Genomic DNA, 12,797 nt, shown 5'->3' on the forward strand with positions numbered 1-12,797 from the left:
GGCATATCCAGAATGTAGTGGCAGGCATAATAAATTTATGTCTCTGTTTTTATTGATTTAAATATATGATCTTGTCCAGCATCATGCGCGGAGAAAGGGAGCGACATGCAGGTGGTCCTTGACTTTCCGGTCACGTGGAGTTTTGTATAACGAAAATTAGGTTAGCGCCAAACGGCTGGGCATAGGAGAGAATATGGGTCGCCTCACGGGAAAAACCGCCATCATCACGGGCGCGGCGCGCGGCATGGGGGCGTCACACGCCCGCCTGTTCGTGCAGGAGGGCGCCAACGTCATCCTGACCGATCGCAATGTCGAAGGCGGCGAAGCGCTGGCCGCCGAGCTTGGCGAAGCGGCGACGTTCGTCGTCCATGACGTCACCCAGCCGGAATCATGGAACGATGTCATCGCGGCCGCCGTGAACAGCCGTGGCACGATCGACATTCTGGTCAACAATGCCGGCATATTGGGGCCGATGGCGACCACCGTCGACCTGACCGAAGACGGCTATGATCAGGTGTGCGCGATCAACCAGCATTCCGTCTTCTACGGCATGAAGGCGGTGCTGCCGGTGATGGTCAAAGCCGGACGCGGGTCCATCGTCAACATATCCTCGATCGCGGGAATGGCCGCGAACTACGGCTTCCCCAGCCTGGCCTATGTCGCGAGCAAATTCGCGGTGCGCGGCATGACCAAGGCGACGGCGATGGAATATGGGAAACATAATATCCGGGTGAATTCCGTCCATCCCGGCTTTATCCAGACGCCGATGATGGTCGAGGCGACCGATGAGGTCGGCGGTGAAGCGCTTGCCCAGATTCCGCTGGGTCGCATCGCCGAGCCGATCGAGGTTTCGAACCTCGTCCTGTTCCTGGCCTCCGATGAATCCTCTTACATCACCGGGTCCGAACATCTCGTCGATGCCGGCATGTTGGCGCATTGAGCGCCGGACGGAGCCAAAGCTCATGGCATCGATCGTATTTGAGGTCCGGGGAAAGCTGGCCGAGGTTCGCCTCAATCGGCCTGCGGCCCTCAACGCGATCGATGCGGAGATGGACGCAGCGTTGGCCCGTGCATGGGCGCGGATCGACAGCGATCCTGATATTCAGCTCGCGGTTCTTACAGGTGCAGGCGACCGGGCCTTTTGCGCAGGCGCCGATATCTCGAACCCGCCCGCGGGAGAAGACGGGCGTTCTTTCGGCGGCGGGCTGACTGGCATCGGCGGCCGGCTGATACCGTTGCAGAAACCATTGATTGCAGCGGTCCACGGCCATGTCCTTGGCCTTGGCTTCGAACTGGCGATGTGCGCCGATATCCTGATTGCAGCGGACGATACCCAATTTCGCTTGCCAGAAGCGCGGGCGGGATTCATCGACCATTGCGGGGTCGTGCATCGCGCCATCCGTCAACTGCCCCACCATGTCGCGTTGGCGATGATCATGGCGAGTGAACCGCTCGATGCCGCCCGCGCCCTGCAATTCGGCCTGGTCAATGAGACCGCGCCGATGGCCGATCTTGCGGCCGCGACCGAACGGTGGAGCGAGAAGCTCCTCGCCTGCGCACCCCTGGTATCCCAGGGCGGCAAGCAAGCCGCCATGTTGGGTCTGGAATATGGGCTGAGGGACGCGCTCGAACGACGCTATCCGCTCATTGATGCCTATGCCGCGACGGAAGATTGCGTCGAAGCCGCTTCGGCCTGGAAGGAAAAGCGCGTGCCGAGGTGGCGGGGCCGGTGACGCGCGCGAGTCGATGCGCGGTGCCCCTCCCCTGGTCGCGGACATAGCCCCGATGGAAAATCCGTTGCAGCGCTGCTGCTTGAAGAAAGGTGCTACTCATATGGAACTGCACGGCAAGAAAGTCATCGTGACCGGCGCGGCGCAGGGCATCGGGGCATCCGCCCTTCGCGCCTATGTCGCAGCCGGCGCGCAGGTCGTCGCGATGGACATCGACGTGACGCAGGGGGAGGCGATCGCCGCCAGCGCAACCGCCAAAGGGCCAGGCGCCGCTTGCTTCATCAGATGTGACGTAGGCGATCGCGCAGAAGTCGACGCCGCTTTCGATGCGGCCGCAGCGCGACTGGGGGGCCTTGATGTGCTGGCCCATATTGCGGGCGTCCATCGCCATGCCCCCACGCATGACGTCCCTGACGAGACGCTGGCCTGGCTTTTCAACGTCAATGTGAACGGCACCATCTATACCAATGGCGCCGCCTATCGGCACATGCCGCAAGGTGGCTCGATCATCAATTTCGGGTCGGAATCCGGCCTGACCGCCGAAATCAACAATGCCGTCTATGGCGCATCCAAGGCGGCGGTCCACGCCTGGACCCGCGGCGTCGCGCGCGAATGGGGCAAAAGGAACATTCGCATGAATGCGGTGCTGCCCTACATAGTGACGCCGATGTACGCGCGCTTTCGCGACGCCTTGTCCCCGGAAGAGCTGGCCGCCCATGACAAGGCGACCGCCGAACAAATCCCGCTGGGCGGGAAATTCGGTGATGCCGACACGGATCTGGCCCCGGTGCTGCTGTTCCTGGCCAGCGATGGCGCCCGCTTCATCACCGGGCAACTCATCCCGGTCGATGGCGGACTGATATCCGTTCGGTAATCCCGGCGGGGATCGACCGGACGGGCTATGCCATGCGCTCTACCACCATGGCGATGCCCTGTCCGCCGCCGATACACATGGTGATCAAGCCGTAGCGGCCCTTGATGCGCTCCAGTTCGTAGATCGCCTTGACGGTCAATATCGCGCCGGTCGCACCGACCGGATGACCCAGAGCCACGCCGGACCCGTTCGGATTGACCTTCGCCGGATCGAATTTCAGGACTTTGGCGACGGCGCAGGCCTGGGCCGCGAAGGCTTCGTTCGATTCGATCACATCCATCTGGTCGAGGGTAAGACCCGCCCGCTCAAGCGCGATGGGAACGGCCTTGACCGGGCCGATGCCCATGCGGTCCGGTTGCACGCCGGCATGACCCCATGCGACGATCCGGGCCAGCGGTTTCAGATTGCCCGCGTCCACGGCCGCCTGGGACGCGAGAACCAGGGCAGCAGCACCGTCGTTGATCCCCGAAGCATTGCCGGCGGTTACGGTACCGTCCGCCTTGAAGGCGGGCTTCAGACCGGCAAGCTGTTCTGCGCTGGCATCCGCGCGAACATGCTCGTCGGTGTCGAACAGCCTCGTCCCTTTCCGATCCTTGACCGTGATCGGCAGGATTTGCGACGAAAAGCGTCCTTCGCGCTGGGCACGAGTCGCCCGGTAGTGGCTTTCGACGGCCAGGCGATCCTGATCCTCGCGCGAGATGGCATGATCTGCGGCCACATTTTCAGCAGTCACGCCCATATGCATGCCTTCGAACGGGTCGCTCAACACCGCGATCAGGGCATCGACCATCTTGACGTCGCCCATCTTCTGCCCGAACCGGGCCGCGGCGACATGGTGCGGGGACCGGGTCATCGATTCCGCGCCACCGGCGACAGCGAAATCGCATTCACCCAGGGCCAGCATCTGCGCGGCGGAGATGATTGCCTGAACGCCCGAACCGCATAGCCGGTTCAGCGTGAGGGCGGGCGCCTCGATCGGAATGCCGGCTTCGACCGCAGCCACCCGCGCCAGATAGGCGTCCTTGGGTTCGCTGGGGATGACGTTGCCCATGACGACATGGCCGATCTGATCGGCCGCGACACCGGACCGTGCGATCGCTTCGGCTATGACCGCGGCGCCCAGTTTCGCCGGCGGATAATCCTTCAGGCTACCGCCAAAGTCGCCTATCGCAGTACGAACGCCCGCCAGAATATATACAGGTGTCATAAGCGCTCCTTAAACTGGGTAACGAGATACAGGCGGCGAACATCATGTGATCGGTGGTGTCCGCTATGGCCGCGTGGATAGCCGTCGATGCCGCATATGCGCAAGCCGCAACAGGCCCGCATCATGCAAGTTCGAAACCCTCATAGTCGCCATAGGCGACCTCCTCGCAACGCTTGCGATATTCCGGGCCACCACCGACATAGACGAGGGTGCGACGCACGGTGGTGCCATCCGGCTTGTGCGTCACCTTCACCCACCAGGCATTGGTGTCGGCCATCAGCGTCCTGGCAAAATCCGCATAGACCGCGTCGGTCCACTGTTTTTCGGCTGCCTGCGAGGGCTGCGAACGGCTATAGTTGCCAGCCTTCATATAGCATAGCATCTGCGTGACCCATTCGGCCTGCAGCGCGCCGCACACCCCGACATTGCAAAAGGCCGAACCATTGTGCGGGCCGACCAGCGTCAATGAACCGAAGGGCGAACCTGTCAGAATGCCCGGCGTGCGCGCGAAGGCATCTGCATAGTTGAAGATGTTCTTGAGCACGACGTCGTCGCCGATTTCCGCCTCGACGGTGTTGGTGATGAACGCGGTGTGCGCCTTGTGGGGCAGGTCGTAGCTGAGCCAGACCTTATAGGGGTTGGCCTGCTGCCATGCCAGATAGCCCGCCACCGCGCCTGGCCATGTGCCGTCGCCCCGCGGCCCATCGCCGATCAGCGGCGCGAAGGGACTGTTCGTCCCATACAGCGTGTCGAGCGTGCTGTTGAGGACATAGCCATTATTGACCTCGCCCACCTTATGATAGGAATAGAGGCCGCCCGCGCCTTCCGAGCCGCCGAAATCGCTATATTGCGCGACGGTCGTCATCTTGAAACCATCCCGCGGCTCGAGCACGACCGTGATACGACCGGACAGAGAATCGGTATCGCCCAGCGTATTGCCGGTCTTGATATTGCGAATATAACCGTCCTGCTTGTTATAGTCGCCGGCGACACGGACCTTGATGATATCGGAAACAGGAATGTCCACAGCGCCCTGAACCTGGATATAGTTGCGCTGCCCTCCCTTGACGGTCAGGAAGCCGCCGAAGTCATCACCAGGCTTGGTGGTTTCGTACAATATTGCGCCTCCGGTCGCATTGCGACCAAACAGCGTTCCTTGCGGCCCCTTGAGCACCTGCACGGAACTAAAGTCGAAAAAGGCCGTCGACGTGTTGCCTTCGGTTGCCGGCGCTTCGTTGATATAAGTGAGAACGGCGGGGCTTGAGCCGGAAAATGGGTCGAGCGTCTGGCCACGCAGCGTGAAGTTGAGCTGGTTGGAATTCTGGCCGCTCTTGACCACCAGGCCGGGGACCAGAGCCGCAAGGTCCTGCTCGCTGGCCACGTTGCGCGACTGAAGCGTATCGGCATTGAACGCCGAGACCGCGACCGGAACCTTGGACAGGGATTGTTCCCGCCGTTGCGCGGTGACGACGATGTCGGCCGGGGACGCGATTTTTTCGTTGCTCTGACCTTCGTCCCCTGCCCCCGGGGCATCCTGGCCAAATGCAGGCACCGCAGCCAACAGCCCTATAGTGGCAATGCCGCAAGCCAATTGTCGCTTACCATTCATGACGCTCTCCCATTTTGCCGTGCCCGTCCAGGCATCTTTGAGAACCTCAAACTAACTTTGATTAGGCAAATGTCAACCAGCAAGCGTGGCCAGTGGCGGTTTATGCACGCAAATGGGAGGGTATCGGCTGTCCGCTACACTGATATTTATTTTTTATTGTTTTTTCACAGATACTTATATAATTATCATTTCCAGCAAATCCTTCTTTGATTTTCGGACGAGCGAGGATTTCCGCATAACCACATGCCTTAGAAAACAAATATAAATTAGGTTGCATGGAGAGGAGTCGTCGGGGGCTGCGCCGGCTTCACGGCGGAGTGCAAGGGCAAAAGCATCAGATGCCTGTCCAGCGAGATGGCGTTGCGACGGATCCGATAGCCGCTTCCGCTCGACCGCGTCCGCGGCCAGACCCTGCTGCGGATCGAACATAGCTTAACGATTCTCGCCCGATGGTCCGGCCCCACCTGACGACAGGCCCAAGGCAGCGCAAGCGGGCGCGCGTCGGCGATGCCCCAATGGGGCGAGGCCACTCATCACCCCATCCTCACCTTTCGAGCGGAAGGACTGGCCATGGCGCCGCGGCGCTATTTGCTGCTGGAATTTATGTCGCCCGCATCTGCAGGCGTCGGATCGATGTAAACCGCCCCATACCATTGCCCATCGGGATCAAGCGCCTAGCCCGCTGCAAGCCTCTGGAGCAGGATCATCAAAAACACGCCAGTGGCGCAGGCAAGCAGGAAACTGGGCGAGTCACGCATGGTGAAGCGGATGACGCGCGGGCCGGGTCGCGATCTCCATGACCGCGCCGGTCAGGCGACGATCGCGGGATGGGCTATGCGCGGATCGCCCAGCATCGCCCGATAGGATGGCGGGGCACGCCCGCCGCTTTCGGTGATACCGTAGCGCGCGGCGATTTCGGCGGTAATGAAGGTCTGGCCGTTGAGTGCATCGCGGTCCGGATCATCATGGATCGCCGCAATCACCCGCCCGTTAAACTCGGGCGTTTCAGCGTCCGCCATGAATTTTGCATATTGGTCTGGATGATCGGACAGGGTCTGGGCGCTGCGCTCGGTCAGCAGCGGTCCCATCCATAGCGCGACCGCGGTGACGCCGGTGTCGCGGAAATCCACGCCCATGTCGGCGGCGAATTTGTCCACACCCGCCTTCTGCGCGCCATAGGCCGCGCCATGCATATAGCAGACCGAGCCGAAGGAGGAGGTGAAGGCGATCAGTCCGCTGTTCGCCGGCACCATCATCCGCGCCGCGTGCCAGCTCGCCAGATAATGGGAACGCAGCCCGACATCGAGAATGCCGACCAGATCGGTCGATTTCTCCCAGAAAGGGCCAGGCTTTACGAGGTCGTCGTGCAGCGCCGCGACGTTGTTGACGAGGATGTCGAGGCGGCCGCTTTCCTGCGCGACGCGATCGAAAAGCGCGGCGATCGCGGCGGCATCGCCATGATCGACCTGCACCGCCCTGCCCTCGCCCCCGGCCGCATCCACCTGCGCAGCCGTCGCGCCGATCGTGCCGGGCAAGGGCGCCTGCCCGTCGCGCACGGTGCGGCCGGTCACATACACGCGATAGCCCGCTCCCCCCAATGCCACTGCGATCCCGCGGCCCGCGCCCCGGCTGGCGCCGGTGACGATCGCCACCGGACGTTCACTCCGTCTCATCATGCTCTCCTTCAGGCCGCGGCGCTGGACTTGCGCTTGTCGAGCGTCACATAGAGGCCGTTGGTACGCTTATGCGCGTCCGGCGCCTGGTCGCGCGGGTTGTAGAATTGCTTGTACCAGAGACGGACCTTGCCATAAGGGCCGTCATTGGGAACCACCAACGGGTTGAGGCAGGCGCGCTTGTTCTGCCAGATTTCGACATCCTGCGCGAAGGCCAGGCGGCTGCCCTCCTGATATTCCAGCGCGGCGGCGCGCAGATCGTCGGTGATCGGCGTGGAGCCGTCATTCACCTGCACCATCAGCCCGTGCCAGACGCGGATCCTGCCATCCTCGATCGGGGTATGGGTGATCATGATGAAGCTGTTGAACGCGCCCTCCATCTCCGACTGCAGGATCGACGGACCGGCATACCAGGTATCGAGGGTCAGCACGTCCTCGGGATTGAGTGTCAATGTCCGATGTCCGGCGGCATAATATTGATGAACGACATGGTCCTTGAACTCATTGGCGAAGTAGACGAAGTCCTTGGCGCCATGGATCGGGACGAAATGGCCATAGTCGGCCATATTGTCGACCACTTCGATCGGGTGGATGTCGAGGTCGCCCATATAGTCGACCTTCCAATGGACCCAGCCGGGCTGGTCCCAATGGCCGCCAAAGTCAGGCAGATCGAAATCGGGCTCCAGCCCTTCGGGATCATGCCATAGCCACAATATGCCCGCGCGCTCGATCACCGGAAAGCTTTTAAGCTTCGCCGCCTTGGGCACGAAGTCGGAATAGGGGATATGGTTGCACTGGCCATCGGGGCCGTAGCGCCAGCCGTGGAAAGGGCAGCGGATCGATTCGCCCTCCACCTGCTCGCCGTCGCGCACGATATAGCTGGTCGTGTTCTTCGCCAGATGCGCGCCCATATGCGGGCAATAGGCCTCCACCACATAGGGCTGGCCGCTTTGCCCGCGATACAGGACCAGATCCTGCCCGAAATAGCGGATCGCGCTGGGCGTCGATGACGCCTCCGCGCTTTCGCCGATCATGAACCAGCCGCGTGGGAAGTCATATTCACCCAGACGATAATCCGACGACGTAGCCATATATATATCCTCTCGCTCCGCATCCTGTAGCACGGATGGTCCCCGCGCGCCATAGCGAATGGCGCGTCATCGTCGCCATATCCGCAATCATTCTACGCAAAGTACAATTATAAATTCAATATAGTTATTGATTGCGGATATAATTGCCGGATATGTCCTGCGTCAACCCGACAGGGGAATGCCCTGCGACAACCGAACGGGCGAGAACCCCGCGGACCCGGCAGGAAAAGGAGAGAGAGATGCTGCTGCAAGACAAGGTGGTGATCGTCAGTGGCGTAGGCCCTGGCATGGGGCAGGCGCTCGCACGGATCGCAGCGGCCGAAGGCGCCAGCGTCATACTTGCGGCCCGCAACGCGGCGTTCCTGGAGCAGGTTCGCGCCGACATCGTGGCTGACGGTGGCCAGGCCATCGCCGTCGCCTGCGACGTCGCCGACGCGGCCCAGTGCACCGCGCTGGCCGAACGCGCCGCAGCGGCCTTTGGCGGCCGTGTCGATGGGCTGGTAAACAGCGCTTATTATCATGGCGACTGGAGCTTCATCGCCAATGCCGATCCCGCCGACATGGCCAAGGCGTTCGACGTCAATTGTCTCGGCGCGCTGCGGCTGACGCAGGCCTGCACCCCCTATTTGCGCGACGGCGGCGCGGTGGTGAACGTGTCCACCATGGCGACGGTGCGCCCCTTTGGCGGCGAGCATGGCATGGAGATGGGTTATGCGGTGGCGAAGGGCGCGCTCAATACGCTGACCAAATATATGGCGAGCGACCTTGGCCGCGTCGGCATCCGGGTCAATACCTGCCGCATGGGCTGGATCCATGGCGCACCGGTGGAGCAGCATATCCAGACGCAGGTCGATGCGGGGCAAGCGCGCGACGCAGTGGTCGCGGGGATCACGCGCGACATCCCGATCGGCATCATTCCGCCGGAGGACGATTGCGCGCGCGCGGTGCTGATGATGATTTCCGACTATGCGCGGGTCGTCAGCGGCGCGACGCTCGACGTCAATGGCGGCCACTGGATGGCGCCGTGACCCCGCGCTTTGCCGGCAAGTCCGCGATCGTGACCGGGGCGGCGTCCGGGATCGGCCTGGCGGTCGCCAAGCGGCTGGCGGCGGAGGGCGCGCAGGTGGTGATCGGCGACCGCAATGTCGAGGGATTGGAAGCGGCCGCGCATGACATCGGCAACGCGGCTACTGCTGTCGCACTCGATGTCGCGGATGCAGCGTCCTGCCGGGCGATGGTCGACCGGGCGGTGGCGCTGAACGGCGGGCTGGACGTGCTGTGCAATATCGCCGGCATATTGGATTTCGGCCGGCTGGCGGACGTGGACGAAGGCCGCTGGGACCGGGTGATCGCGATCAATTTGAGCGGCGTCTATCATATGGCGCGCGCGGCGATGCCGCATCTGGTCGAGCGGCGCGGGACGATCGTCAACATGGCGTCGGCGGCGGGCCTGGTCGGCGTGCCGTTCAACGCGGCCTATAGCGCGTCGAAACATGGCGTTATCGGCCTGACCAAGGCGCTGGCGCTGGAATTTTCGAAGGAAGGCGTGCGGGTCAACGCCGTCTGCCCCACCGGGGTCAAGACGCCGATGGTCGCGCAGGCGTCCCGTGCGGACATCGACTGGTCGATGGTGATGCGCGCCGCGCCCTGGCTGGACGACGGCGCGCTGTGCGACCCGGAGGATATTGCCGATGCCGTCGCCTTCCTTGCGTCGCACGAGGCGAAACGAATCACCGGCACGGCGCTGGCCGTCGATGGCGGCCAGACCGCCGGCTAAACCCAAGATGAGTCAGGAGAAGACGGAAATGGCCACGCAACCCGAAGATATTGCTACGCCGCCTCTCGACCGCGAGACGCTGTTGCAGCGGGCGCGCGACCGGGCACAGCTGGCGGACTTTGGCGACCTGTGGTTCCTGGAGCCGATGGACCAGTTGATCGCCGCGTCCAACCGCGAAGGGCGCCTGACCGCCGACGGCCATGCCGCGCAAACCGAATCGATCGTCAAGGGCCTGACCAGCCGGCTACGTATGGTGGAGGACATCAGGCGCCATCCCGAAATATTGGACGAACAAGTCGAGGTCGCGGGCATCATATTGGGCCTGCCGCGCACCGGCAGCACCATTTTCCAGCGCCTGCTCGCCAGCGCGCCGGGAATGACCGGCATCCGCTGGTATGAAGCGCAGAATTTCGCGCCCTTCCCCGGCGAGGAACGCGGCCATCCGGTCGAGCGGCGCGCCTATGCGCAGGCGATGATCGACGGCTGGCTGCAAGTCGCGCCGGAACTGGCGTCGATCCATCCGCTCGATCCCGACGCGCCGGACGAGGAGATACTGATCCTGGGCCAGATGTTCGTCAGCACCATGGTGGAGGCGATGAACTTCGTGCCGGACTTCGCGGGGTGGCTGAACGGTTATGACCAGTCAAAGGGCCATGCGGACCTCAAGACGATCCTGCAATATCTGCAATGGCAGGACCCCGCCCGGCGCAGCCGGAAATGGATACTCAAAAGCCCGTCCAACCTGCCCTATGCGGAGATCGCGGCGGCGGCCTTTCCCGACGCCCTGCTCATCATGACGCATCGCGATCCGGTGCAGACCGTGCCATCCTATGTCTCGATGCAGGCCGCGCTCTACAAGTTGAGTGCGACCGTCAGCGACCATGAGGTCGGCGCCTTCTGGTTCCCGCGGCTGGTCGACTGGATGCAGCGGTTCGAGGCCGCGCGGGCGCGGATCGGCGAGCATCGCTTCATCGACATCGACTACCGGCAGGTCGCGCGCGAACCGCTGGCGCAGGCCGAGCGGGTGTTGTCACGCATGGGCATCGCCGTCGATGCCGGCATGGAAACGGTGCTGAACGAGTTTCTCGCGGGGAACAAGCGCGAGCAACGGCCGACGCACGATTATGCGCCGGAGCGTTTCGGCCTGGACGAAGAGGCGATCAAGCGCGCCTTCGCCGCCTATCGGACGCGCTATATCGGCTGAAGCCCGTCCAGTCCGCGCACCGGCACCTGCAACCGTTCCAGCAGGGGCAGGCTACGCACGATATGCCCGGTCCATTCGGCAGCGGGGCGATGGCAGAGCTGCAGTGCGGCTTCCGCCATCGCCTCGACCGGCTCGATATGGTCGCGCGCATCCCAGCCGCCCATCGCCATCGCCCCTTCGCTGGCGACCGCACCGACAGGAGCCAGCGCATTGACCGCGATCTTCTCACGCGACAATTCCACCGCCCAGCCGGCGGTCAGCCGGTCGAGCGCCGACTTGGTCGTGCCATAGAGCGTCGCATGGCCATCGCGGTTGAAACGGACATAGCGATCGTCGGGGTCGTAGGGCGCAGGCGGTGGCCGGTCAGCGGTGGCGCTGGAGATGTTGCAGATCCAGCCTTCGCCCTGCGTCCGGAAATGCGGCAGGGCCTGCTGCGACAAGGCTTGCGGGGCATGGACATTCATCTGGAAGGCGAGATCGACATGGCGGGATTGCGCTTCCCAGATCGGCAGGAAGCGCGACCAGGCGGCGTTGTTGACCAGAATGTCGAGCCTGCCGAAATGCGCAACCGTTGCCGGCACGATGCGGGCGCGGTCGACAGGGTCGGCCAGATTGGCGGCGATCATCAGGCATTGGTCGCCGGCAGACCGGATACGCTCCGCCGTTTCCGTCAGCGATCCCGCGAGGAGGCCGCCTGGCTCTACGGTGCGCGCGACGATTGCGACCGCGGCTCCTTCGGCCGCGAATCTGCGCGCGATGGCGGCGCCGATGCCGCGACTGGCGCCGGTCACGATGGCGACGCGACCTTCCAGCAATTTCATCGACCTCTCCCCTGATCCAGCAACAAATGCATCCGGCCGGTGGCGATCGGCCTGTCCCGGTCCGCCTGCCAGCAGATCGCATCGGCATTCACGACATGCCGCCCCACCCGGCTGAGCCGCGCCTGCGCAAATGTCTCGACCATCAATCCGCCGCGCAGGAAGTCGAAGCTGATGTTGATCGGCTTGGGCCGGGGACCATCGCTGTCCCGTTCCTGCGTGATCGCCTCCAGACAGGCCAGTTCCAGCAGACTGGCGATGACGCCGCCATAAAGGAAGCCCTGCCGCCCTTCCAGTTGCGTCGTAGCGGGCATCATCAGGCCGACCGTGCCCGGTTCCGAGGCGATGCTGGCGATGCCCAGCATCCGCGCATAAGGCGTGTCGGCGATCATGGCGCATCCGTGAAGAAGAAGCTGGCGGTGGCGAAGGCGATCGGGCTGGCGGGATCGCCGTCATGCACGTCGCAGCGGGTGAAGGCGACCTTGCGCGTCACATGATGGCAGGTGGCACGCGCATACAGGGTCTGCCCGGCCTTGGCGGGACGCAGATAGTCGATGTGCAGGTCCAGCGTCGCCATGCCGCGCCATTGCCGGGTCCGTGCGATGATCGCCGCGCCCGCCGTCGCATCGACCAGCGATATGACCGGCCCCGACGCCACCAACCCGGCATCGGGATCGATCAGGAAGCCGGGGGCGAAGGGGCAGGCCAGCTCGGCCCAGTCCGGCCCATTATCGACGGTGTAGATGCCCAGCAGGGCGTGATGCCCGCGCGGCGGCAGGTTTTTCAGCCGCTCGAACGGGTCATCCTCCTCCAC

At 63.3% G+C, this 12,797-nt stretch carries 13 protein-coding genes; 6 read left to right on the forward strand and 7 right to left on the reverse strand.

Annotated features, from left to right (window positions below; translation table 11 throughout):
* Positions 1-193: 193 nt before the first annotated feature.
* From K9B33_RS11920 to K9B33_RS11930, 3 genes are all read left to right on the forward strand, one after another.
* Positions 194-940, forward strand: coding sequence for an SDR family NAD(P)-dependent oxidoreductase (locus tag K9B33_RS11920; protein WP_224549008.1), 747 nt, complete (start codon positions 194-196; stop codon positions 938-940).
* A gap of 22 nt (positions 941-962) precedes the next feature.
* Positions 963-1,733 carry an enoyl-CoA hydratase-related protein gene (locus K9B33_RS11925; protein ID WP_224549009.1) on the forward strand — a complete coding sequence of 257 codons (771 nt, stop codon included), beginning with the start codon at positions 963-965 and terminating at the stop codon, positions 1,731-1,733.
* Positions 1,734-1,833: 100 nt separating this feature from the next.
* Positions 1,834-2,604 carry an SDR family NAD(P)-dependent oxidoreductase gene (locus tag K9B33_RS11930; protein ID WP_224549011.1) on the forward strand — a complete coding sequence of 257 codons (771 nt, stop codon included), beginning with the start codon at positions 1,834-1,836 and terminating at the stop codon, positions 2,602-2,604.
* A 25-nt stretch (positions 2,605-2,629) separates the two neighbouring features.
* On the opposite strand, the gene bktB is transcribed toward K9B33_RS11930, so the two are convergent.
* From bktB to K9B33_RS11950, 4 genes are all read right to left on the reverse strand, one after another.
* On the reverse strand, positions 2,630-3,811 hold the full coding sequence (bktB, locus tag K9B33_RS11935) for a beta-ketothiolase BktB (RefSeq protein WP_224549012.1): 1,182 nt from the start codon (positions 3,809-3,811) through the stop codon (positions 2,630-2,632).
* A 121-nt stretch (positions 3,812-3,932) separates the two neighbouring features.
* A complete protein-coding gene (locus tag K9B33_RS11940; RefSeq protein WP_318011121.1) occupies positions 3,933-5,420 on the reverse strand; it encodes a TonB-dependent receptor in 1,488 nt (495 codons plus the stop codon).
* Positions 5,421-6,229: 809 nt separating this feature from the next.
* A complete protein-coding gene (locus K9B33_RS11945; protein ID WP_411974011.1) occupies positions 6,230-7,093 on the reverse strand; it encodes an SDR family NAD(P)-dependent oxidoreductase in 864 nt (287 codons plus the stop codon).
* An 11-nt stretch (positions 7,094-7,104) separates the two neighbouring features.
* The gene (locus K9B33_RS11950; RefSeq protein ID WP_224549015.1) at positions 7,105-8,184 is read right to left on the reverse strand and encodes a Rieske 2Fe-2S domain-containing protein; all 1,080 of its coding nucleotides are present in this window, start codon (positions 8,182-8,184) and stop codon (positions 7,105-7,107) included.
* 239 nt (positions 8,185-8,423) lie between these two features.
* On the opposite strand from K9B33_RS11950, the gene K9B33_RS11955 reads away from it, so the two are divergent.
* Genes K9B33_RS11955 through K9B33_RS11965 form a run of 3 tightly spaced genes read left to right on the forward strand, consistent with a single transcriptional unit; the run spans position 8,424 to position 11,165 of the window.
* Complete coding sequence (locus K9B33_RS11955) at positions 8,424-9,212, forward strand: SDR family oxidoreductase (RefSeq protein WP_224549016.1); 789 nt, start codon at positions 8,424-8,426, stop codon at positions 9,210-9,212.
* Positions 9,209-9,961, forward strand: coding sequence for an SDR family NAD(P)-dependent oxidoreductase (locus K9B33_RS11960; protein ID WP_224549017.1), 753 nt, complete (start codon positions 9,209-9,211; stop codon positions 9,959-9,961). The genes K9B33_RS11955 and K9B33_RS11960 overlap by 4 nt, the downstream gene beginning before the upstream one ends.
* A 28-nt stretch (positions 9,962-9,989) precedes the next feature.
* Positions 9,990-11,165, forward strand: a complete 1,176-nt coding sequence (locus tag K9B33_RS11965; protein ID WP_224549018.1) for a sulfotransferase family protein — start codon at positions 9,990-9,992, stop codon at positions 11,163-11,165.
* Here K9B33_RS11965 and K9B33_RS11970 read toward each other — a convergent pair.
* Genes K9B33_RS11970 through K9B33_RS11980 form a run of 3 tightly spaced genes read right to left on the reverse strand, consistent with a single transcriptional unit; the run spans position 11,153 to position 12,797 of the window.
* Positions 11,153-11,986, reverse strand: coding sequence for an SDR family NAD(P)-dependent oxidoreductase (locus K9B33_RS11970; protein WP_224549019.1), 834 nt, complete (start codon positions 11,984-11,986; stop codon positions 11,153-11,155). The genes K9B33_RS11965 and K9B33_RS11970 overlap by 13 nt on opposite strands.
* A complete protein-coding gene (locus K9B33_RS11975; RefSeq protein WP_224549020.1) occupies positions 11,983-12,375 on the reverse strand; it encodes a PaaI family thioesterase in 393 nt (130 codons plus the stop codon). The genes K9B33_RS11970 and K9B33_RS11975 overlap by 4 nt, the downstream gene beginning before the upstream one ends.
* Positions 12,372-12,797 carry a PaaI family thioesterase gene (locus K9B33_RS11980; protein ID WP_224549021.1) on the reverse strand — a complete coding sequence of 142 codons (426 nt, stop codon included), beginning with the start codon at positions 12,795-12,797 and terminating at the stop codon, positions 12,372-12,374. The genes K9B33_RS11975 and K9B33_RS11980 overlap by 4 nt, the downstream gene beginning before the upstream one ends.

The sequence above is a fragment of the Sphingobium sp. 3R8 genome, from assembly GCF_020166615.1.
In the GTDB taxonomy this organism is placed as follows: domain Bacteria; phylum Pseudomonadota; class Alphaproteobacteria; order Sphingomonadales; family Sphingomonadaceae; genus Sphingobium; species Sphingobium bisphenolicum.